Origin of the sequence: Sphingopyxis sp. (assembly GCF_016793825.1) — a bacterium.
In the GTDB taxonomy this organism is placed as follows: Bacteria; Pseudomonadota; Alphaproteobacteria; order Sphingomonadales; family Sphingomonadaceae; genus Sphingopyxis.
This window is the reverse complement of the sequence record NZ_JAEULM010000016.1, coordinates 1-22,447: the sequence shown is the minus strand read 5'-3', so window position 1 is coordinate 22,447 and position 22,447 is coordinate 1. Positions and strand designations below refer to the sequence as shown.

Annotated in this window: 19 protein-coding genes and 1 tRNA gene; 13 read left to right on the top strand and 7 right to left on the bottom strand. The window is 64.4% G+C overall.

From position 1 onward, the window contains the following. Window positions 1-327 precede the first annotated feature (327 nt). Window positions 328-573, top strand: a complete 246-nt coding sequence (locus tag JNM03_RS03325) for a hypothetical protein (RefSeq protein ID WP_294034341.1) — start codon at window positions 328-330, stop codon at window positions 571-573. Here the strand turns inward: JNM03_RS03325 and JNM03_RS03320 are convergent. Together JNM03_RS03320 and JNM03_RS03315 are read right to left on the bottom strand one after the other, a co-directional pair. Further along, the gene (locus tag JNM03_RS03320; protein ID WP_294034468.1) at window positions 557-1,285 is read right to left on the bottom strand and encodes a phosphatidylcholine/phosphatidylserine synthase; all 729 of its coding nucleotides are present in this window, start codon (window positions 1,283-1,285) and stop codon (window positions 557-559) included. The genes JNM03_RS03325 and JNM03_RS03320 overlap by 17 nt on opposite strands. A gap of 46 nt (window positions 1,286-1,331) precedes the next feature. After that, window positions 1,332-2,066 carry a phosphatidylserine decarboxylase gene (locus tag JNM03_RS03315; protein WP_294034339.1) on the bottom strand — a complete coding sequence of 245 codons (735 nt, stop codon included), beginning with the start codon at window positions 2,064-2,066 and terminating at the stop codon, window positions 1,332-1,334. Between the two features lie 149 nt (window positions 2,067-2,215). On the opposite strand from JNM03_RS03315, the gene JNM03_RS03310 reads away from it, so the two are divergent. Together JNM03_RS03310 and JNM03_RS03305 are read left to right on the top strand one after the other, a co-directional pair. Beyond that, window positions 2,216-3,430 carry an NADP-dependent isocitrate dehydrogenase gene (locus tag JNM03_RS03310; protein WP_294034337.1) on the top strand — a complete coding sequence of 405 codons (1,215 nt, stop codon included), beginning with the start codon at window positions 2,216-2,218 and terminating at the stop codon, window positions 3,428-3,430. A 79-nt stretch (window positions 3,431-3,509) separates the two neighbouring features. Then, complete coding sequence (locus JNM03_RS03305) at window positions 3,510-5,294, top strand: cation:proton antiporter (RefSeq protein ID WP_294034335.1); 1,785 nt, start codon at window positions 3,510-3,512, stop codon at window positions 5,292-5,294. Window position 5,295: 1 nt separating this feature from the next. Here JNM03_RS03305 and JNM03_RS03300 read toward each other — a convergent pair whose 3' ends face one another. Beyond that, window positions 5,296-8,232 carry a pitrilysin family protein gene (locus tag JNM03_RS03300; RefSeq protein WP_294034333.1) on the bottom strand — a complete coding sequence of 979 codons (2,937 nt, stop codon included), beginning with the start codon at window positions 8,230-8,232 and terminating at the stop codon, window positions 5,296-5,298. Window positions 8,233-8,321: 89 nt separating this feature from the next. Between JNM03_RS03300 and JNM03_RS03295 the strand changes: the two genes are divergently transcribed. Then, the gene (locus tag JNM03_RS03295) at window positions 8,322-9,182 is read left to right on the top strand and encodes a carbon-nitrogen hydrolase family protein (protein WP_294034331.1); all 861 of its coding nucleotides are present in this window, start codon (window positions 8,322-8,324) and stop codon (window positions 9,180-9,182) included. Between the two features lie 190 nt (window positions 9,183-9,372). Here JNM03_RS03295 and JNM03_RS03290 read toward each other — a convergent pair whose 3' ends face one another. Continuing rightward, a complete protein-coding gene (locus JNM03_RS03290) occupies window positions 9,373-9,597 on the bottom strand; it encodes a hypothetical protein (protein ID WP_294034329.1) in 225 nt (74 codons plus the stop codon). Window positions 9,598-9,774: 177 nt separating this feature from the next. Continuing rightward, a complete protein-coding gene (locus tag JNM03_RS03285) occupies window positions 9,775-10,560 on the bottom strand; it encodes an NUDIX domain-containing protein (RefSeq protein WP_294034327.1) in 786 nt (261 codons plus the stop codon). Window positions 10,561-10,682: 122 nt separating this feature from the next. On the opposite strand from JNM03_RS03285, the gene JNM03_RS03280 reads away from it, so the two are divergent. Then, window positions 10,683-11,318, top strand: a complete 636-nt coding sequence (locus JNM03_RS03280) for a DUF4126 domain-containing protein (RefSeq protein ID WP_294034326.1) — start codon at window positions 10,683-10,685, stop codon at window positions 11,316-11,318. Here JNM03_RS03280 and JNM03_RS03275 read toward each other — a convergent pair. Together JNM03_RS03275 and JNM03_RS03270 are read right to left on the bottom strand one after the other, a co-directional pair. Next, a complete protein-coding gene (locus tag JNM03_RS03275; RefSeq protein ID WP_294034324.1) occupies window positions 11,315-12,538 on the bottom strand; it encodes an FAD-dependent oxidoreductase in 1,224 nt (407 codons plus the stop codon). The genes JNM03_RS03280 and JNM03_RS03275 overlap by 4 nt on opposite strands. A 75-nt stretch (window positions 12,539-12,613) precedes the next feature. After that, entirely contained in the window at window positions 12,614-13,354 is a 741-nt protein-coding gene (locus tag JNM03_RS03270; protein ID WP_294034322.1) for a helix-turn-helix domain-containing protein, read from the bottom strand. Window positions 13,355-13,460: 106 nt separating this feature from the next. On the opposite strand from JNM03_RS03270, the gene JNM03_RS03265 reads away from it, so the two are divergent. The 8 genes from JNM03_RS03265 (at window position 13,461) to JNM03_RS03230 (ending at window position 22,044) form a co-directional block, all read left to right on the top strand. Next, complete coding sequence (locus tag JNM03_RS03265; RefSeq protein WP_294034320.1) at window positions 13,461-14,378, top strand: SDR family NAD(P)-dependent oxidoreductase; 918 nt, start codon at window positions 13,461-13,463, stop codon at window positions 14,376-14,378. 10 nt (window positions 14,379-14,388) lie between these two features. Next, the gene (locus JNM03_RS03260; RefSeq protein ID WP_294034318.1) at window positions 14,389-15,558 is read left to right on the top strand and encodes an acyl-CoA dehydrogenase family protein; all 1,170 of its coding nucleotides are present in this window, start codon (window positions 14,389-14,391) and stop codon (window positions 15,556-15,558) included. A gap of 130 nt (window positions 15,559-15,688) precedes the next feature. Next, on the top strand, window positions 15,689-16,885 hold the full coding sequence (locus JNM03_RS03255) for a CoA transferase (RefSeq protein WP_294034316.1): 1,197 nt from the start codon (window positions 15,689-15,691) through the stop codon (window positions 16,883-16,885). Between the two features lie 126 nt (window positions 16,886-17,011). Next, on the top strand, window positions 17,012-18,226 hold the full coding sequence (locus tag JNM03_RS03250) for an acetyl-CoA C-acetyltransferase (protein ID WP_294034314.1): 1,215 nt from the start codon (window positions 17,012-17,014) through the stop codon (window positions 18,224-18,226). 109 nt (window positions 18,227-18,335) lie between these two features. Beyond that, on the top strand, window positions 18,336-19,931 hold the full coding sequence (locus JNM03_RS03245) for an acyl-CoA dehydrogenase family protein (RefSeq protein ID WP_294034312.1): 1,596 nt from the start codon (window positions 18,336-18,338) through the stop codon (window positions 19,929-19,931). Further along, window positions 19,931-20,797 carry a MaoC family dehydratase N-terminal domain-containing protein gene (locus JNM03_RS03240; protein WP_294034311.1) on the top strand — a complete coding sequence of 289 codons (867 nt, stop codon included), beginning with the start codon at window positions 19,931-19,933 and terminating at the stop codon, window positions 20,795-20,797. Before JNM03_RS03245 ends, JNM03_RS03240 begins: the two co-directional genes overlap by 1 nt. 168 nt (window positions 20,798-20,965) lie before the next feature. Then, window positions 20,966-21,562, top strand: coding sequence for a PEPxxWA-CTERM sorting domain-containing protein (locus JNM03_RS03235; protein WP_294034309.1), 597 nt, complete (start codon window positions 20,966-20,968; stop codon window positions 21,560-21,562). Between the two features lie 407 nt (window positions 21,563-21,969). Then, window positions 21,970-22,044 (top strand) — tRNA-Thr (locus JNM03_RS03230). Window positions 22,045-22,447 lie beyond the last annotated feature (403 nt).

Sequence of the window (22,447 nt, the reverse complement as noted above, 5' to 3'; positions counted from 1 at the left end):
GCAAGCGGATGGTCCCGGCACCGGTTTATGTGCGCCTTCCATGTGGAATGGGCGGGCCGTTAGACGGACGAAGCACAAAAGGCAAGGCTTTGCTTCGCCGAACTGGAACGCCTTGCATGGCGAACTGGCCGATCTCTCCGCTCCGGACGCTGGCGTTTCGGGCCGTACCGACCACCGAATAGGACAAACGGAAAAACTCGCCCCGGCGACAAAGTGACTCAACTCGTCGCATTTTGCTTGAGAACAAAACAAGAACATGGAACGAACTGGTTAACGAAACCGTAGCATTTATCGGTTTCGCGGGAAACGAAGCCGAAAGGACATGTCATGGTTCAGGTCGCTGCCGCTCTCCTCTTCGCTCTCGCCGCCGGGCTTGGCCTGATGGTGATCCTCGCGATGCTCAAGACCAATGCCGATGCCATCTTGTCGGCGCTTGTCGGCGAAGGCGCCTTTCCGGTCGAGGCGGCGCCGCACCCCGGCCCCGCCGCTACGGTGATCACGCTGCGCCACGCCGTCCGCCGCGATGTCGCACGTTCGGTCACGACCCGGCCGCAGCTCAGCCGCGCTGCCTGACCCGCGCATAGCTCGCGAGTCCGAACGGGATCATCACCACATAAAGGACGCTGACCGCGAGTAGCGTATGCCACGGAGCGGTCACAAGCGCCGCGCCGAGCAACCCGACGCCCGCAAGAGCGAACAGCCGCCACGAGCGGCGAAGGCGGATCGAAGACCAGCTATAGGTCGGCAGCGCGGAGATCATCAGCATCGCAACACCAAGTGCCCACGGCATGACGACATACCATTCGCGAAACAGATCGTTGCCGGTGGTCAGCCAGAGATAGGCGGGTACGAACGAGAGACCGGCTCCCGCAGGCGCTGGAATGCCCGTCATGAAGCCTGCCGACTTGTGCGGTTGTACATCGGCATCCATCCGCGAGTTGAAGCGGGCAAGCCTGAGCGCGCAGCAAACGGCAAGCGCGAGCGCTGCGGTCCAGCCGAACTTCGGCGCATATTGCAGCGACCAGAGGAACAGGATCATCGCCGGCGCGACGCCAAAGGCAATGACGTCCGAAAGCGAATCAAGCTCGGCACCGAACTTGCTTTGCGCGCGGAGCAGGCGCGCGATGCGTCCGTCCATCCCGTCGAGCACGCCCGCGAAGATGATCGCGGCCAGCGCCTTCTCCCATTCCTCGCCGATCGCGAAGCGGACGCCGGTCAACCCAAAGCAGAGCGCGAGGGCCGTGATCGCGTTGGGCGCGAACGCGCGAAGCGGAATTCCGCCCAGCCGGCGCGTGTCGCGGCCGACGCCCGTCTGCGGCTCGTCCGCCACGCTATTGCCCGATACCGTCGAGAATTTCGGACGTGCCGATACGGGCAATGACGGTCTCTCCCGCCAGCGTCCGCTGGCCGAGCAGCACCTGCGGCGTCGTCCCTGCGGGCAAATAGACATCGACCCGGCTACCAAAGCGGATGAGGCCGACGCGCTGGCCGGTCGCCAGCTCGGTCCCCATGCTGACGAAGGGCAGGATCCGCCGCGCAACGAGCCCCGCGATCTGAGTGAAACCTATGCGAATGCCGTCGGCGCGCTCGACGACGAAATGCTGCCGCTCATTCTCCTCGCTCGCCTTGTCGAGGTCGGCGTTGAGGAACTTGCCCGGAATATAGACGAGCTTGCGTAGCGTCCCGGCGATAGGCGTACGATTGATGTGGACGTCGAATACACTCATGAAAATCGAAACGCGCAGCATCGACGCATCGTTCAATCCATCAGCCCCAGCAATCTCGGGCGGCGGAGCGACCTCGGCGATCTGGGTCACCAGACCATCGGCCGGTGCGATCACCACGTCGTTGCCCGTCGGCGTAACACGCGCCGGGTCACGGAAAAAGGCGGCGACCCAGATCGTGATGCCGAACGCCAGCCAGCCGGCGATTTCCCAGCCGAGCAGCCAGAAGCAGAGCGTCACGACGCCGGCGATCAACAGGAATTTGCGCCCTTCGGGATGGACCGAGGGCCAGCGCCATTTGATGCCGCCGCCGGGGCGGTTCGAAGAGATGGTTGTGGACATGGCGGTCTTTCTAGGGGGCAGGTTCCGTACTGACAATGCATAAGCGCCGACAGGCCGTGAAGCGACGCGCGACGGGGCCATTGATCAATCGGCCCGCTTTGCCTAAGGCCCCGTGCAACTCCGACTCCCCAAGGAAAAAGGCTGAACGCATGGGCAAGATCAAGGTAGCCAACCCGGTCGTCGAACTCGACGGCGACGAAATGACCCGGATCATCTGGCAGTGGATCCGCGAACGGCTGATCCTCCCTTACCTTGACGTGGACCTTCATTATTACGACCTCGGCATCGAGGAACGCGACCGCACCGATGACAAGATCACCGTCGAAGCCGCGAACGCGATCAAGAAGCATGGGGTCGGCGTGAAGTGCGCGACGATCACGCCCGACGAAGCGCGCGTCGAGGAATTTGGTCTCAAGAAGATGTGGAAGTCGCCGAACGGCACGATCCGCAACATTCTGGGCGGCGTCGTTTTCCGCGAACCTATCGTGATGAAGAACGTCCCGCGCCTCGTCCCCGGCTGGACCGACCCGATCGTCGTCGGACGCCATGCGTTTGGCGACCAGTACAAGGCGACCGATTTCCGCGTCCCGGGTCCCGGCAAGCTGCGCCTGGTGTTCGAGGGCGAGGACGGCACATTGATCGACGAGGAAGTGTTCCAGTTTCCGTCGTCGGGCGTTGCGATGGGGATGTACAACCTCGACGATTCGATCCGCGACTTTGCGCGCGCCAGCCTGAACTATGGCCTCGCACGCCAGTGGCCCGTCTATCTTTCGACCAAGAACACGATCCTCAAGGCCTATGATGGCCGCTTCAAGGATCTGTTCGAAGAAGTCTTCATCGACGAGTTCAAGTCCAGGTTCGACGAGCTTGGCATCGTCTACGAACATCGCCTGATCGACGACATGGTCGCATCGGCCCTCAAATGGTCTGGCAAGTTCGTCTGGGCTTGCAAGAATTATGACGGCGACGTCCAGTCGGATACCGTCGCACAGGGCTTCGGCTCGCTCGGCCTGATGACCAGCGTGTTGATGACCCCCGACGGCAAGACGGTCGAATCGGAGGCCGCGCACGGCACCGTCACCCGTCACTATCGCATGCACCAGCAGGGCAAGGCGACCTCGACCAACCCGATCGCGTCGATCTTCGCCTGGACCGGCGGGCTCAAGCATCGCGGCAAGCTCGACGGCACGCCCGCGGTGACGCAATTCGCCGACGACCTGGAAAAGGTCTGCGTTGCGACCGTCGAAAGCGGCAAGATGACGAAGGATCTCGCGCTGCTGATCGGTCCCGATCAGAACTGGCTGACGACCGAAGGCTTCTTCGAGGCGATCGTCGAGAATCTCGACAAGAAGATGGGCGGCTGAAGCCACGCCGCTTAGCAACCAAAAAGGTTGGGATAGCTATCTAGCCAATTGGGGCCGGCCTGCATAAGGTCGGCCCCATATGGTATCGGAAACCGAAACATCCCTCATCGGCGACGCGCTGGTGGTGTTGGGCGCCGCAGGGATCATCATTCCTGCCTTCGCGCGCTTCAGGATCTCGCCCGTCATCGGCTTCATTCTCGTCGGCTTGCTCGTCGGCCCGTCGGGCCTCGGGTCGCTGACCACCGACTATCCCTGGTTGCGCCACGTCACGATCGGATCGGCCGACGAGATCGCGCTGTTCGCCGAACTGGGTATCGTGCTGCTGCTTTTTTCGATCGGCCTCGAACTGTCGTTCCGTCGCCTGTGGCAACTTCGCAAGCTGGTGTTCGGTATCGGGGCCGGGGAACTGGGCCTGTGCGGCCTGATACTTGGCAGCGCGCTGTTCCTGATCGGCGACTATTCGACGACCGCCGCTTACGGCCTGGGCATCGCGCTCGCGCTGTCGTCGACCGCGCTCGTCCTTCCCATCGCGGGAACCCGGTCTGCGGTTGGCCGCTCGGCCTTCTCGATGCTGCTGTTCGAGGATCTGGCACTCGTCCCGATCATCTTCATCCTCGCGGCCTTTTCGCCTGCCACGTCCGGCAATAGCGCCGAACTGCTGCTGACCACCCTGTGGCAAGGCGCCGTTGTCGTCGCCGCACTGGCAATCGGCGGCTGGTTCCTGCTCCCCAGGATTTTCGCGCAGGCGGCACGCGCCAAGGATCCGGAGCTTTTCCTCGCGGCGAGCCTTCTGGTCGTGATCGTCGCGGCGCTCGCGACCGCAGCGGTCGGTCTGTCGCCTATAGTCGGCGCGCTTTTGTCGGGGCTGATGATCGCCGAGACCGAATATCACGAAGAGGTCGAAGCGATCACCGCGCCGTTCAAGGGACTGGCGCTGGGGGTTTTCCTGATCAGCGTCGGCATGGGGCTCAATCTCAAGAGCATCGTCGCGCTTTGGCCGCAACTGATCGCGGCAGTTGTCGGCGTAGTGATCGTCAAGGCGGGCGTCACTGCCGCGCTGCTGCGTTTTTCCGGCGCGGCACGGCGCGGGACCGCCGCCGAGGTCGGACTGCTGATGGCGAGCCCGTCCGAGACCACCTTGATCGTCCTCGCAACCGCCTTGCAGGCACAGCTCATCAGCCGCGACACGGCCGAATTCTGGCAGCTCGTCACCGCGATCGGCCTGACGATCACCCCGCTGCTGGCGCGGATAGGTCATGACATCGCGCGGCGCATTGAAATGCGAAACGCCGAGACGGAGACCGAGGAAGAAAGCTCGCCGCGAAGGACCGTGATCGTCGGTTTTGGCCGCGTCGGACGGATTGTCGCCGAACTGCTCCGCGAACATGGCCGGTCCTATATCGCGGTCGATGCCGACATCGACACGGTGGCGGCGGCCCGACGCGACGGCTTCGTTGTCCGTTTCACTGACGTCGCACGCCCGGGAAGCCTCGACAAGCTGGTCATCGAGAATGTCGAAGCGGTCGTCCTGACCATGGACGACCCCGTGCAACAACTCCGCATGACGCGCCATCTGCGCACCAAGCACCCCGATCTGCCGATCATTTCGCGCGCGCGCGGCGCCGATCATGCAGCGGCGCTGTATCAGGCGGGCGCAAGCGACGCGGTGCCCGAAACGCTCGAAAGCTCGCTGCAGCTTGCCGAGGCGGTGCTGATCGACCTGGGCGTCGCGATGGGACCGGTGATCGCATCGATCCATGACGTCCGCGCCAAGATGCGCCAAGACATCATGACCAAGGGCCAGCTCGACCGCGAGCCACGAATCCGCCGGACGCGGCGGAGCGAACCCGGCGGAACCGCCTGAGTTAGCGTCCACCTCCCGCTGCGGCAGGCATGTTCTGCGCAGAAGCGTCGGCCAGCGTCATCCCCTTTGGCAGGATCGCGAGCGACCACTGGCGCGCGGGCAACAGATATTGCCGCGCAAGCCGTTGGATATCGGCCGGCGTCACCCCGTTGATATCCGCCTCCATGGACAATGCGGCCTGCGCCACCCGCGGATCGCGCGTCGCACCCTCCAACTGGAACATCCAGAAGACATTTCCGGTCGAGGCGCGGGATACCTGCTCCCGGATCGGAACGGCGTTGCGGGCCAGTTCATCGGCGCCGACCGGCGTCACCACCAGATCCGCCGCGATGTCCTTTGCAATGCCATAGAAGCGATCGATGTCCTTGGGGGCAAGCAGGCTGCCGACGAGCAGATAGCCGCCGCTGTTTTCAAATCCCGTCGGCCAGTGGCTGTCGACGACCGGCCCATAGCTCGCACCCTGTTCGGCGCGAAGGCGATCGAAGAGCCGGTCGTTGAAAATGGCGGCGAGCACTTCCATCGCGCGTGCGTCGTGCGGGTTGGCAAGACCGCCGCCCGTCGGCCACGCCGTCATCGCCGCCGCCTGCCCCTTGTCCCCATTGTGATACGCGAGCGCGGGCGCCGCACTATGCTTTGCAAAGGCGACCGATTGCCCCGAAGGCGGTGCAAGCGGACTGCGCGGAGCAAGAGCGCCTACCGTTTCGGCTAGGATTTTCCGATAATCGACCGACGACAGATCGCCAAACAACTGCACCTCGATCGGACCGCTCGCGAGGCGTGGTTCCCAAAAGGCACGGAAGGCGGCGGGCGTCAGCGCCGAAATCTCGGCCTTGTCGGGGGCCGCCCAACGCGCATCATTGTCGGTCAGCCAGCCCTTGAGATTGCGGTCGAGAACGGAGTTGGGTGTAGCATCGTTCAGTTCGTAACCGGTGAGATACCCGACCCGCAGTCGCTCGACCGGCGCGGCATCCCACCGCGGGAACGCCAGCTTGCCTGCGATCAGCTTCATCTGGTCGGCAAGATCGGCGGGCTTGCTTTCGGCACTCAGTTCGAAGGCGTCATCCTCGACCGAGAAGCTCATCTGAATCTGGCGCCCGTTGGTGAGCTGGTCCAGTTCATTCTGTCCCCACGGTCCGATCCCGCTCGCGGTCAACGCATAGTCGCCGGTCCACAGCAAGTTCGGTGCATCGGCCGCAACGCTGCGGTTTCCGGTTCCGAAACGGACATTGACCCGAACCTTGCCGGGTTCGACCTTGTTGTCCGACACCAGCGCGGTGACGCCATTGGCGAATTCGATCCGCTCGGCGCGCAGCCCACCCAGCCGGGCCGTCGAGACGATGGTTCCCGGTGGACCGAACGCCGGAAGCTGGCTCCAGTCGGCCTGGAGCGCCGCAAGCCGGTCGTCGCGTATCTTCGCCGGCGCCGCAAGCGCGGCGAGTAGCGCCTTGTCCCCACCTGGGGTCGGGGTCGGGGTCGTCAAAACGACGCGCGTCACCGGTGCCTTGAAGATGGCGCGACTGATATCGAGCATTGCGGCGGGCGTCGCCGCGGCCCGAATCGCGCGGAACATGTCGACCTGGCCTTGCGGGCTAGTAACCGTTTCGTTGATATCGACCGCACGCACCATGTCATCGGCCAGCCGGGCGCCCGGCTCGTTGCGGGCATTCTCCAGTTCCTTGGCGAGAAACGCCTCGATCTCGTTCGCTTCACGGTCGATATCGGCCTGTGACGGCGGTGTCGTCACCGCATCGGCGATGACGCCGCGCACGTCGGCCAGCGCTGCCTTCCAGTCTGACAAGGGGACGATCTGTGCCATGGTGACGTCGGCGCTGCGGCTGACATATTGTTGTTCCACCGTTGCGACGAGGTAGCTGCCGCCGCTGCGCGCCCGATTTTCGAGCCGCCGGTTGACGAGCGCCTGGGCGATATATTCAAGATAGAGCCGCCGGGTATTTTCGACCGTATCGACCCGCTTTCGCCAGGGGCGGACCATCGCCAGCGTCAGCGCCAGCGGCTGGTTCGCCTCTACGATCGCCTTCGCGACCGGCGCCTTGGGGTTTGGTTTGCCGAAGTCGGGCTGCCTCGGCGCCGGACCGTCGGGCTTCCAGTCACCATAATATTTCGCGATGAGCCGCGCGAATTCGGCCGGGTCGCCATCGCCGACGATCACCACCACCGCGCGGTCGGGGCGGTACCAGCGATCGTGGAAAGCACGCACGGACTGGGCCTGAGCCGCTGCAAGCGACTCATTGGTCCCGATCGGCGACCGGTCGCCCAGCAGCTGCCCCGCGAACAGGTGTGCGGTGGTCGCATCGGCGATGCGTTTTTGCGGACCATCGGATTCGCGAAGTTCCGACATGACAACCCCGCGCTCGGCCGCAACCGCGGTTTCGGAAATCAGCGGCTCGCGCACCATGCCCGAAAGCAGCTTCATGCTTTCGTCGAGGGTGGTCGGCGTGACGCTGGGCAGATCGAGTTGATACACGGTCTGCGTCGGCGTCGTCTGCGCATTAGAATCGCTGCCGAATGTCACGCCGAAACGCTGCCAGATGCGCTTGGCTTCGCCGTCGGGAATATGCTCCGAACCCCGAAACGTCAGATGCTCGAGCAAATGCGCGAAGCCCCGTTCCCGATCGGTTTCGAATATCGATCCGACATCCATGCGAACGCGGATCGACACCTGCCCCGGCGGCACGCCGTTGTTGCGCACGGCATAGCGCACGCCATTGGGGAGCACACCAAATTGCCACGCCGCGTCGCGCGGAATGTCGCTGCCCGCATAAAGCCAGTCGTTCTTGACGTCCGACTGGGCGGCGACCGGCGACGAGACATTCTGGGCCGTCGTGGCGGGCGTGAGCAGGATCGCAAAGGCAGCAGCGCAGGAAAGGAGGGCGGATCGGGCAAGGCGACGCGGCGTCGACGCGGGAGAATAGGACATAGGCAAACCTTATCGTCTTCAAACCTTGCTGGCCACTGAACTTCGACGGACGCCTTGCCCCTGCCCGCCTGGGGGCTTAGCCAGACGGGATGGAAACGCCCTCGTCCGCACCGCTCGCCGCGCTGGTCCAGATGACCAGCGGCATCGACCCCGCCGTCAATCTCGCGACCATCGATCGCGCGGTCGCCGATGCCGCCGGCCGTGGCGCGTCCATGGTGTTCCTGCCCGAAATGTCGCTATTGCTCGACCGCGACCGCCAGCGTTCGGCCGCGCACATCCTCCGTGAAGCCGACAGCACATGGCCTGCGGCGCTGCAGGACATAGCCCGGCGCCACGCGATCTGGCTCCATTCGGGGTCGATGCCGCTGCTTTCCGACGATGGCGACCGGCGCGTCAATCGCAGCCATGTGATCGCCGCCGACGGACGGATCATGGCGCGTTATGACAAGATCCATATGTTCGACGTGGCGCTGCCGTCGGGTGAGAACTGGACCGAATCGGCAGCCTATGCAGGCGGCACAGCCATCGAGGTGGTCGATACGCCGCTCGGCCGCCTCGGCCTCAGCATCTGCTACGATCTGCGCTTTCCCGAACTGTATCGCGCGCTTGTCGATCAGGGTGCCGAACTGGTTGCGGTTCCCGCGGCCTTTACCGTTTCGACCGGCGAAGCCCACTGGCACGTCCTGCTACGCGCCCGCGCGATCGAAACCGGTTGTCACATCCTTGCGGCAGCGCAAGCCGGAACGCATGCCGATGGCCGCGCGACCTATGCACACAGTGTGATCATCGATCCCTGGGGCACGGTCATCGCCGAAGCCGCCGCGACGAATCATGCAGGTGATATGGGGTATGATCTGCTGCTCGCCGCAGTCGATGCCGGCGCGCTGACCCGCGCACGTCAGGCGATACCGCTTGCACGGTCACGCAGCGTCCGCGCTATCAAATTATGACGCCCGCACATTTCGTGACAGTACCACGGCCTTAGCCCTATCGCGACAATGCGCTTCCCGGGAAGGCTATTTTTCCCGGCCGCTGGAAGCGGATTTCCCGAAGGTTCTGCGCCCACGCCATCTCCAGACGCACGAAAGGCCCCGAGCCGGAGCGCGGAGCCTTTCGGTATTTCACGCGAAACAGCCGTGATTACGGGCTGGTCGGGGTGTCGCTGTTGTTGTCCGAAGCCAGGACAATGCCGCCGATGATGGCAGCGAGCGCGACAATCGCGACGATCCAGGCAGTGCTGCCTTCGAGTTCGCTTTCGCCGGCAACGTCCGACGTCGCACGGGTTTGAGCCGAAGCAACGACCGGAGCCGCAAGCATCGACACTGCTGCGAGGGAGACAGCAGCTTTCTTAAACAGGTTCATCATATTCTCCGTCCACTGGAAAACTAGTCTTCTCGAAACACGCCGCAGTTTTTCGCTATCGCCGTGAATCTGCGTTGCCTGTGTAGGCAGTGTCGCTGGTAATTGCAACGACGATTTGCCCTACCCGCCAATTGTTATGAATTTGCTAAACCTACATAATCCGGCCAAATCGGCGACAATTCATCCACGCCGGATACGATCGAAGGGTTCGCTGGTGACAGGGTAGCCAAGATCGGCGGGGATACACAGGTGCGGCTGGCCATCGCGATCCTCGATCCATGGCGTGACCAGATCGACAGGAAATTGACCCGCATGCTGGGAAAAGCTGGGAAAATCCGGGTGGCTTGCGAGGCGCTCCAGATTCCGCCGGGTCGGGAAGATCACCGACACTTCGCCCCGGTCGGCCATCGCCAGCGTGTCGGGTGCGGAAGACCAGAAGATATGGCTATGTTCGGCCTCCTCGACCGTCAGTTCATGTCCGTGCGGTGGCGCCATGACGGCATAAAATCTCGTGTCGAAGGTTCGGGCTTCTTTGAAATTGGGGCACCAGCGCGCGAAAGGAACGAGCGAATCCAGTGCGATTCGTTCGCCGCGTGATTCGAGGATGTCCGACAACAGCGTACCGGCAAGCAACGCCTGCCGGACGCCCGCCAGATCGCGCTCGGCCAGCGCCGGCCAACCGACCGCAAGCCCCGTCTCCTCCAGCGTCTCGCGCAGCGCCGCGACGCGCGACGCGCCCTCGGCTTCGTCGGCGAAGCCGTGCCGGCGCGCGACGACATGGTCGTCGGGATCGACCCGTCCCCCGGGAAAGACCACCGCGCCCGCAGCAAACGCCATGGTGGTCGATCGCTTCACCATCAATATCTCGTCAGGCCCGCCGTGCGCCGCAGGTCGCATGATGACGAGCGTCGCGGCAGGGATGGCTCCTTCGGGCAGCACGGGGGCGGACGGTACAGTATCTGTCATGCGCGAATCGATAAACGGGCTTCGCCGGCTTGTCATCCGACGAGGTTGACGAACCATTGCTCCAACGCGCTCGGCGGTGCAAGATGACACACCGTCAAGCGGCCGATGTGGGGAGCAGGGCCATGGGAATATTGGAGATTCTGGGTGTTGCCGGCAGCCTCAGCCTGTTGGCGGGCTGGCGCCTCTACCTGACCATTCTCGCGACCGGAATCGCGATGCATTTCGGCTGGCTGCCGCTTCCGGAACATTTGAAAGCGCTCCAGATCCTCGCCAACCCATGGGTTCTCGGCGTCGCAACGGTAGGCACGCTCGCGGAATTCTTCGCCGACAAGATAGCATGGGTCGATTCGGCGTGGGATACAATCCACAGCATCATCCGACCGCTCGGCGGCGCACTGCTTGCGCTCGCCCTCGTCGATACGTCGGATCCCGCGTGGCAGGTCGTCGCTTTCCTGCTGGGCGGCGGCGGTGCTCTGCTAAGCCACGGCGCAAAAGCAACGACACGCGCGGTCGTCAATATCAGCCCCGAACCGTTCAGCAATGCCGCGGTATCGACGGGCGAGGATGTCGCGACCGGTGGCCTTCTTGCGCTGGCGATCGCCTATCCGCCGCTTGCCATCGTAATCGCTATCGTCATGCTGGTCGCAGCGATCGTCGTGACCATCGCGCTCCGCCGCCTGCTCCGTAATATCAAGGCGACGTTGAAAAGGGCGCTAGGCGACGAACCGGCCGAAAGCGCCACGCTCCCACCCGCCTAGGAAGGCAGCAATTCCTTGAGCGGCTTATCGACATCGGCAAGCTGTTCGGGGGTGGCAGCGAGCCCCGCGGTGACGATCATCCGGCCCTGGACATAATCTCTGGTGGCATTGACGCAGTCCAGCGCGATGACCTTGCCGGCTTTCAGATAGACGATCGAAAAGCTGCGGCTCGCGACATCACCGCGAAGCACCGCATGGTCGTGACCGGTCGACAGCCCCGCCGTTTGGAGCTTCAGGTCGTACTGGTTGGACCAGAACCAGGGAATCGCATGATAGGGCGCTTCATCGCCGACGATGCCCTTGGCGACGACATTCGCCTGGTCGTTGGCATTTTGGACCGATTCAAGACGAATGGTCGCCCCTTCGGCAAAATGATTTTCGTGTGCCGCACAGTCGCCGATCGCATAGATGTCCGGAAGGCTCGTCTTGCAGTGCCGGTCGACAAGCACCCCATTGCCACCCTCGGCCCCCGCCGCGATCAGCGGTTCGACGGCAGGAACAATACCGATGCCGACGATGACCAGATCGGCGGGGATCAGTTCACCATCAGCCAGACGCACGCCCGTCACATGGTCCTCGCCTTCGATCGCCGCGACCGACACGCCCAGGCGCAAGTCGACACCGTGATCGCGATGTTCCTTTTCATAGAAGCGCGAAAGCTCGACTCCCGCGACCCGCGCGAGGACGCGATCCAGCGCTTCGAGCAGCACGACCTTCTTGCCCGCCTTGGTCAGCACCGCCGCCGCTTCCAGCCCGATATAGCCGCCGCCGATCACGACGATCTGCTTCGCGGTTTCCGACGCCGCCTTCATCGCATCGGCATCGGCGCGAGTTCGCACCCCCTGCACGCCGGGCAGGTCGCCGCCGGGAATCGGCAGCATCCGCGGGCTACCGCCGGTCGCCCAGACGAGCTTGCCATAACCGATGGTCTCGCCGCCGTCGGTGGTCACCGTATGCGCCGCGGGATCGACCGACACGACACGCTTGCCGAGCAGCATCGTTACCGCGCGCTCGTCCCAATATTTTGCCGGGCGGAGCTGGATGCGCTCGAACTCCTTCTCCCCCGCGAAATATTCCTTTGACAGCGGCGGTCGCTCATAGGGAAGCTCGGGCTCGTCGCCGATCATCGCGATACTGCCTTCGAACTTTTGCGTGCGCAGCATAACCGCCACCTGAGCGCCGCCATGTCCGGCCCCCACGATCACCACGTCGAACTTCATATTTCCTCCGCTACGGCACGCTCGATTTCAGGCGCGTCCCTTGCACGACCCGAATGTCCGCACAACAAAGATCGGCTACCCCGTCTGCAGGATTAGCTCCTCGCGCAGCCCGATCAAGGCCGCGCCGAGCGCCTCGGTTTCAGCCTCGCTGCGCGAACCTGCGACCACCGAAGCGGACAGGCAATATCCTGGCGCGACATCGGCAATGCCAGCGGCCACCGTCCACACGCCCCGGTGGGTAAAACCCTGATCAAGGGCAAAGCCGCGCGCGGAGGCTTCGCGCACCTGTCGCGCATAGCGTGCGAACGGCAGGTCCGCCTGCCAGCGCACGGGCGCATAGCGACGCGCGAGTTCGACCTCACCGACATCCTGCACCGCCGCAATCGCTCGCCCCGCCGCGCCGCTGCCCAGCGGCTGGCGCTGATCGTCCGCGAGGCTGAGGCGCATCCCCGCGTCGCTTTCGGCATGGACCGCAAGCTGCATGCGGTCGCGCGAGACGATCTTCCACAGCCCGACGGCCGCTTCGCTGCGCTGGGCAAAGGCAGCCATGAGCGGCCGCGCCCGATCGACGAGGCGCGCCGGACGGCTGTCACGCAGAGCGTCGGCCGCACACCATGGAGGCGACAGGCGATAAAGTTTCGTTCGCGAATCCCGCTCGACCACCCCCTCCGCAACCAGCGTTTTCAGCAGGTTGAGACAGCTCGACGGGCTGAGGCCGACGAAGCGGCCGATATCCGACAGCGTCAGCGCGCTCGAATCGGCCAGCAGACGGAGGATCGCAAAGGCTTGCGAGACGGAGCGCACGGGGCCGGTCATGTCCGCCTGCCTATTTTCAGTATAATGAAAAATCAATTCTGAATGTTGAAATGATGCAGCCAAGCTCATATCGCGCTATCGACACGAGTCGGACGGGAGAACGGCGATGAGCGGATGCCTTGATGGAAAGGTCGTAGCCATAACCGGAGCGGGCCGCGGTATCGGCCGCGAACTCGCCCTGCATTGCGCCGCAGAGGGCGCAGCGGTCGTCGTCAACGATCCGGGTGTCGCACAGGCCGGCGACGGCGGCGACGCCACCCCGGCCGAAACCACCGCGAACGATATCATCGCCGCAGGCGGCAGGGCGGCCGCCAATTTCGGTAGCGTGGCCGACCCCAAGGAAGCAGCCAGCATCGTTGAGGATGCGGTCGCAAAATTTGGCCGCATCGACGCTGTCGTGAACAACGCGGGTATCCTGCGCGATACCATCTGGCACAAGATGAGCTATGAGGACTGGAAGAGCGTCCTCGAGGTCAATCTGACCGGCGTCTTCAACGTCTCGAAGGCCGCGACGCCGTATTTCCGCGAACAGCAGTCGGGCAGCTTCATCCACTTCACCTCGACCAGCGGCCTCATCGGCAACGTGGGTCAGGCCAATTATTCTGCAGCGAAACTGGGCGTCGTCGCGCTGTCGCAGTCGATCGCGCTCGACATGGCGCGCGTCGGCGTCCGCTCGAACTGCATCGCACCGTTCGCGTGGAGCCGCATGACCTCGTCGATTCCCGCGACAACCCCTGCCGAGCAGGAGCGCGTCAAGCGCCTCCAGTCGATGTCGGCCGACAAGATTGCGCCGCTCGTTGCTTATCTTGCCTCCGACCTGTCGAAGGATGTGACGAATCAGATTTTCAGCGTGCGCAAGAACGAGATATTGCTCTTTTCGAAACCCCGCCCGGTGCGGTCGATGACCAGGCTCGAGGGCTGGACCGCCGCGGCGATCGCCGACGAGTTGATTCCCGCCTTCCGCCCCGCGTTTGCCCGCGCCGACGAGGTGTCGGCGCATGTCTTCCCCTATGACCCCATCTGAGGAGCCACCCATGAGCAACCCCGGCATGGACGCGGACGTCTTCGAACAATTCATCGAACAGCTCGAACGCTATGTGCGCGACCGCCTTCTCCCTGCCGAGAAGGAGATCGTCGAAACCGACCGCATCCCCGACGACATCCTGTCCGAAATGCGCGACATGGGCCTCTTCGGCCTGACCATTCCCGAAGACTATGGCGGCGCGGGGATGAACGTCAGCCAATATGTCAAGACGATCCACACGATCAGCTATGCGATGCCGGCGTTCCGCTCGATCATCTCGATCAACATCGGCATGTTCGCCTCGGCCCTCAAGAATGGCGGGACCGAGGCGCAGAAAGCCGAATGGCTACCGCGCGTCGCGGCGGGCGAGATCGCCTGCTTCGGCCTCACCGAACCCGGATCGGGATCGGACTCGGCGGGGCTTCAGACGACGGCGACGCAGACCGACAACGGCTGGGTGCTGAACGGCACCAAGCGCTACATCACCAACTCGCCCTTCGCGAAGGTCGGCCTGATCATGGCGCGGACGAGCAAGGAGAATCTGCCCAAGAACGCCCATGTCTCGGCGTTCGTCGTGCCCTTCGACGCCCCCGGCGTCACGATCGGCAAGTCGGACAAGAAAATGGGCCAGTCGGGCAGCCATATCGCCGACGTCGTCATGGACGATGTCCGCGTCGGCGGCGAGGCGCTGCTCGGCGGCGAGCTTGGCAGGGGCTTCGCTTTCGCAATGATGAGCCTCGACAACGGCCGCATGTCGGTCGGCGCCGCCGCCACGGCTTATGCCCGCCGCGCGCTCGACAGTGCGGTCCGCTATGCGACCGAGCGCAAGGCCTTCGGCGAACCGATCGCGAACTTCCAGCTTATCCAGCAGATGCTCGCGCAGAGCGAAATCGACATCTATGCCGCCGAATGCATGATAGAGGACGTCACACGCCGCGCCGACGCGGGCGAGAATGTCCTGCGCAAGGCTGCGGCGTTCAAGGTGTTCGCATCCGAAATGTGCGGCCGCGTCGTCGACGCCTGTGTGCAGGTTTATGGCGGCGCCGGCTATCTCGCCGAATATGACGCCGAACGGTTTTTCCGCGATGCGCGCATCTATCGCATCTACGAAGGGACGACGCAGATTCTCCAGCTTCAGATCGCCAAGCATATGCTGCGCGAATTCGCGGCGGCGAACTGAGACTTGGATAGCCCAGCCCACCTCTCCGATATCCGTCACCCCGGCGCAAGCCGGGGTCTCGCCGGTGCATCCAAATGCGACGGTGAGATCCCGGCCTTCGCCGGGATGACCGGGCTGGGGAGCGATTGGGATGTATAATCTCCTCTCCGCCCTCCCGGTCATCGAGGCGTCGTCCTTCGTCGCCTCCCCCACCGCCGGCCTTTACCTCGCGCAGTTCGGCGCCGAGGTGATCCGCGTCGACCAGATCGGCGGCGGCCCCGATTTTCGGCGATGGCCGGTGACGGCGGAGAATAATTCGCTCTATTGGGAAAACCTCAACCGCGCGAAGAAATCGGTCGCGCTCGACCTTGGCCGACCCGAAGGACGCGAGTTGTTGCAGGAGCTGGTGCGCGCGACCGGACAGTTCGTCACCAACTTCCCCGCCGGCGGCTTCCTGTCGCACGAATTGCTCGCCGAGGGGCGTCCCGACCTGATCACCGTGCGCGTGATGGGCTGGGCCGACGGCTCGCCCGCGCTCGACTATACGGTCAACAACAGCGTCGGCTATCCGATGCTCACCGGGGCGGGGTCGGAGCCGGTCAATCACGTCCTGCCCGCCTGGGATCTGCTCACCGGCGCCTATGCCGCCTTCGCGCTGCTCGCCGCGATCCAGCGCCGCGCCGCGACCGGCGAAGGCGGCGAGGTACGCCTGCCGCTTTCCGATGTCGCGATCGGCACCGTCGCCAATATGGGCGGCCTAGCCGAGGTGCTTTACACGGGGGAGAACCGCCCGCGGCTCGGCAATGCGGTCTACGGCCTGTTCGGGCGCGATTTCACCACCCGCGACGGACAGCGGACGATGATCGTCGTCGTCACTCCGCGCCAATGGGCGAATCTGATCGCCGCATTGAATCTCGGCGAGGCGGTCGCGGCCGTCGAGGCGGCGCGCGGCGTCTCCTTCGCGAAGGACGACGGTCTTCGCTTCACCCACCGCGACGCGCTCTATCCGCTGTTCGAGCGGGCGATCGCGGCGCGCGACCATGCCGACCTCGCCGCCGCCTTCGACGCGGGCGGGATCGTCCATTCGCCCTATCGCACGATGCTCGACGCCGCGAACGACCCGGCGTTGGTCGCGGACAATCCGATCTTCGGAAGCGCCGCCAACCCCAGCGGTTTCGCCTATCCTGCCGCGGGCGCCTTCGCGACGATCCCGCAAGCGGAGCGCGAGCCGCCGCGTCCGGCGCCGCGCAATGGCGAGCATAGCGAAGCGGTGCTGGCCGAGCGATTGTCGTTGTCTTCGGGCGAAATCGCCCGCCTGATCGACGCGGGGATTGTCGGTGTCGGTTGAATCCCTTCCCCTCGTCACCCCGGACTTGATCCGGGGTCCATTCTCTCAACGTTGCTTTGAATGGACCCCGGATCAAGTCCGGGGTGACGAACCAGCTTACCCTTCGATATTCAACGGAGACATAATATGACCCTGCGCCGCGCCGCCATCGTCGCCCCCATCCGTACCGCCGTTGGCAAGTTCGGCGGGTCGCTCTCGTCGATCACCGCGGGCGACCTCGGCGCGGTCATCCTGAAGGCGCTCATGGAGCGGACCAAGATCGACCCGGCGCGCGTCGATGACGTCGTCTTTTCGCAGGGCTATGGCAACGCCGAGGCGCCCAGCATCGGCCATTGGTCGTGGCTCGCCGCCGGCCTGCCGCTCGAGGTACCGGGATACCAACTCGACCGCCGCTGCGGCTCGGGGCTTCAGGCGGTCGTCAACGCCGCGATGATGGTCCAGACCGGCATGTCCGACGTCGTCGTCGCGGGCGGCGTCGAATCGATGTCCAACGTCGAGCATTACAGCACCGATATCCGCAAGGGCGTGCGCGCGGGCAACCTCACCCTCCACGACCGCCTGACGCGCGGACGCGTCATGTCGCAGCCCGTCGAGCGCTTCGGCGTCATCACCGGCATGATCGAGACCGCCGAAAATCTCGCCAAGGATTACGATATCAGCCGCGAGGCGTGCGACGCCTATGCCGTCCGCAGCCACCAGCGCGCCGCCGCCGCGTGGGCGAACGGCCTGTTCGACGACGAGCTGGTGCCGGTGTCGGTCCCCCAGAAAAAGGGCGATCCGGTCGTCTTCGCGCACGACGAGGGCTATCGCGCCGACGCGAGCATGGAAACGCTTGGCAAGCTGCGCGCGCTGGAAGGCGGCGTGGTCACGGCGGGCAATGCGAGCCAGCAGAATGACGCCGCCGCCGCGTGCCTTGTCGTCGCCGAGGACAAGCTCGACGAACTCGGTCTCGAACCCATCGCCTGGTATCACAGCTCGGCGGCGGCGGGCTGCGACCCCAGCCGCATGGGAATCGGCCCCGTCCCTGCCGTCGAACGCCTCTTCGCACGCAACGGCCTCGGCTGGGGCGACATAGACCTCGTCGAGCTCAACGAAGCCTTCGCGCCGCAGGTGCTCGCAGTGCTCAAAGGCTGGGGCTGGTCCGACGACGACAGCCGGAACGAAATCCTCAACGTCAACGGATCGGGCATCTCGCTCGGCCATCCGATCGGCGCGACCGGCGGGCGCATCCTCGCCAATCTGACGCGCGAGCTGGTTCGCCGCGAGGGTCGCTATGGCCTTGAAACCATGTGCATCGGCGGCGGTCAGGGCATCGCCGCGATCTTTGAACGTGCCGCCTGAGCGTGAACGACCTCCTTCCTCGTCACCCCGGACTTGATCCGGGGCCCCGCTTTTCACCGTCGCTGAGCGGGGCCCCGGATCAAGTCCGGGGTGACGATAGGAAATAACGATGCGGGCCGATCTGAACAACGCGCTGACCGCCGCTCAAGCCTATCGGAGCGCCACGCAGGCCGCACTCGCAGAACGGCTGGCCGCCAGCCCGATCGATAGCGAGCAACGCGCGGCGCATGGCTTCGCATGGGTCGCGACGACCGTCGCGGCGCTGGAGGCGACGCTCGACTGGCTCGAGTCCGGCCAGGACTCGAACCCGCTCGACGCAAAGGTCGCCACCCTCGCCTTTGCCGAAAGCATCGGTCAGCTCGCCGGCGGCCTTCCGATGGGGCAGAATGAGATTTTCCGTCCCGCCGACCTCGGTCTCGGTGCCGCCGCGCGAACACTCGCCGAAGCGTACGCTGACCTGCTCGACACCGACCATGCCAGAACCCGCGCCGGGATCGCCGCCGCGCTCGCGGAAGGTCATTGGCCCAGCGAGACGCTGCACGACGCCGACCTCGACGCGATCCGCGACCAGTATCGCCGCTTCACCGACACCGCGATCCTGCCCCACGCGCACGGCTGGCACCTCGCCAACGACCTGATCCCCGATACAACGGTCGCGGCGATGGCCGAACTCGGCACCTTCGGCGTCTGCATTCCTGAGGAATATGGCGGGCTGGGCCTCGGCAAGCTCGTCATGTGCATCGTCACCGAAGAATTGTCGCGCGGCTGGATCGGCGCCGGCTCGCTTGGAACGCGATCCGAGATTGCCGGCGAACTGATCGCGATGGGCGGCACCGACGCGCAGAAAGCCAAATGGCTGCCGAAAATCGCAAGCGGCGAAATCCTTCCAACGGCCGTGTTCACCGAACCCGATGTGGGCTCCGACCTCGGTTCGCTGCAAACCAAAGCCCGGCGCGACGGCCATCATTGGGTCATCGATGGCGCCAAGACCTGGATCACCCACGCCGCGCGCTCGGACCTGATGACTTTGCTTGCACGCACCCTGCCCGACGCCAAAGGCTATTCCGGGCTGTCGATGCTGCTCGTCCCCAAGCCGCGCGGGACCGAGGCCGATCCCTTCCCTGCCGCCGGCATGACCGGCAGCGAGATCGAGGTGCTCGGCTATCGCGGGATGCGCGAATATGCGCTGCAGTTCGACGGGATCGCGGCACCCGCCGACGCCCTGCTCGGCGGTGAGGAGGGGCAAGGCTTCAAGCAGCTCATGCGCACCTTCGAGGGCGCCCGCATCCAGACCGCGGCGCGCGCAGTCGGCGTCGCACGCCGGGCGCTGGAGCTGGGTCTCGATTATGCCCTGACCCGCAAGCAATTCGGCAAGGCCATCATCGCTTTCCCGCGCGTGTCGGACAAGCTCGCGATGAGCCTCGTCGATTTCGTCATGGCGCGCGAGCTGAGTTACGCCGCCGCGCGCGCCAAGGATTCGGGCAAGCGCTGCGATATCGAGGCGGGCATGGCGAAGCTGCTCGGCGCGCGCGCCGCATGGTCGAACGCCGACGCCGCGCTGCAAATCCATGGCGGCAACGGCTATGCGCTCGAATATGAGATCAGTCGCATCCTCTGTGATGCGCGCATTCTCAATATCTTCGAGGGCGCAGCGGAGATTCAGGCGCAGGTGATCGCGCGCGGGCTGACCGGAGGACGCAATTGATGGGCGCCCAAATTACGAACGACTGGCATGCATGGATCGGCCGCGAGGATGTCCGCCACGATCACGTCGAGGCGTCGGCGGTGAAGCGCTGGCTCGCGACGCTCGACCGCGCGGCGCCCGCCGACGGCAGTGTCCCGCAGGCCTATCACTGGTGCCTGTGCCTGCCCGACGCGCCGACGGCGATCCTCGGTGCCGACGGCCATCCGGTACGCGAGGACAGCGACGACAGCTTCCTACCGCCGATCCCCCTGCCGCGCCGGATGTGGGCGGCGAGCAAGGTCGAATTTATCGCCCCGCTGCGCCCCGGTCAGTCGGTGATGCGCAGCTCGCGCGTTGTCTCGATCACCGAAAAGCAGGGCGGTACCGGCAAGCTGGTCTTCGCCGAGATCGCGCATGAAACGCATGGAGACGGCACCCTCGCCGTCCGTGAAATCCAGTCGATCGTCTTCCGCGAGCCTGCGCCCGCCGGAGCCCCCGCCGCCCCGCCGCCGCCCGGCGCTGGCGACTTCGACCCGTCGAGCTGGGATGTGCACCGGACGCTCGTGCCGTCGGAGGCGCTGCTGTTCCGCTACTCGGCGCTGACCTTCAACAGCCACCGCATCCACTACGACCTGCCCTATGCGACGCAGGAAGAAGGCTACCGCGGCCTCGTCGTCCACGGACCGCTTACCGCGACCCTGCTCCTCGACCTGGCGCAGCGGCGGTTTGGCGACAATGCCGTCCGGCGCTTCGATTTTCGCGGCACATCGCCCGCGATCTGCGGCGAGGAACTGCACCTCGTGCTACGCGGCGGCGACGATGCGGTCGAGATCGGCGCTTTCGCTCGCGATGGGCGGCAGGTGATGGCAGCACTCGCCGCCGTCTAGCGTCAGGCAGACGCCGCTGCGACCGGTAAACCCGGCTTCGCCATGTGCCTTTCGCGGCACGAATGGCATTCCGTCTCAATATGAGACAAAAAAAAGATTAACGCGATCTCAACGATTTGCTAACGGAGACGAATCATTCCCGAGGTGGGGTTTATAGGGGGTTTATCGATGAAGTTCGCATTGACCGCGTTCGCCGCTGCAGCGCTTGCGACCATGACTGCTTTGCCGGCTCAGGCGGCGACTATCGTCAATCTGAACGGCGTCGCCAACGCTTCGCTGACCGGCACGAATGGCGTGAAGGTCACCCTCGACGCCGGAACCTACAACCTGTCGTTCCTTAACAGTCCCAACCTCGCTTTCACCCGCTTCAGCTCGGTCGCGGGCTGCGACGGCGCTGGCAAGAACTGCGTTCAGGGCTGGGAAAACAGCGCGCGCTATATCATCGACGGCACGACTTACCTCTTCGGTGACGGCGCCGGGTCCGGCGGGCTTGGTCCGCTTGGCGTTGGCGACGGCTATTACAGCTCTGCCGCACTGTCGTTCGCGAACTCGGGCATATACCAGGGCTCGTTCAAGCTGGACACCGCCAGCGAAGTGACCTTCTTCATCTATGACGACAACCTGAGCGACAATTCGGGCGGCGTGTCGCTTTCGGTTGCCGCTGTGCCCGAACCCGCCGCATGGATGATGATGATCGTCGGGATCGGCGCGATCGGCGGCCTGATGCGCCGCAAGCGCACGACGGCATCGGTTCGCTACGCATAATTTGATCGGTTTCGGGGGCGGCCAGCGGCCGCCCGACATGCTGCGCGATTCTCGAATATGACCGGCTCTGCTATCGTGGATAGCAGGCACCAAATTCTTGCCTCGTCGCTTCGCGGCGCAAGCCCCTGTGGTCCGTCCGACAGGCGAGCGACGACTGCGGCTGCGCCTCCGCTGCTCCGCACGCGGTGAGTGAATCTACGGGCGGTCATTCCCGTTCGAAGCTTCTTACCATCCGCCACACAGTCGGGGCCCATGTCAGAAGCCCGATTTTTCCCTGGAAACTCCGTCAGCCGCTGGCCGCCGGCATGCGCGAATCGCCAGGCGAATTGTCAAATACCGACCGGGACCAGATTCTGCGCGACTATGCTTGTCTTCGCCGCGGCTCGCTGATAGAGGCGCCCCTCGTTGCCGCTTTAGCTCAGTTGGTAGAGCACATCATTCGTAATGATGGGGCCACAGGTTCGAGTCCTGAAGCGGCACCATTCCACATATCCCAGTGACCTGCGCAGCGGACGCCCGAATGCGATCCTCGGCCCGCTTTGCCCGTTCCGCTATGTCGATCGGCAGTCGTAGGACCAACGCGCGTCGGAGACCGTCTTACCGACGATTTCCACGCGCACTCGACAATGTGAAGAAATGGTGCCCAGAAGAGGAAGCCAATGCTAAGGCTATGTTTCTGATAATATTTTTATTTATCCGGAACGGACTTATTGGTGGCCCGTTCGCCACCCCCACTTCCGTTATGATTGTCAAACGGCGTTCAAAAGGGACCCCCGATCGGCGTCGAAGAGGGACCCCCTTTTCGGATAATATGATGCTGGTTTGTTGAAGATGGCCTTGCGCTGCGTGCGGCGGAGGGCGGGCGTAGCCCGACCGGAGGCGCGC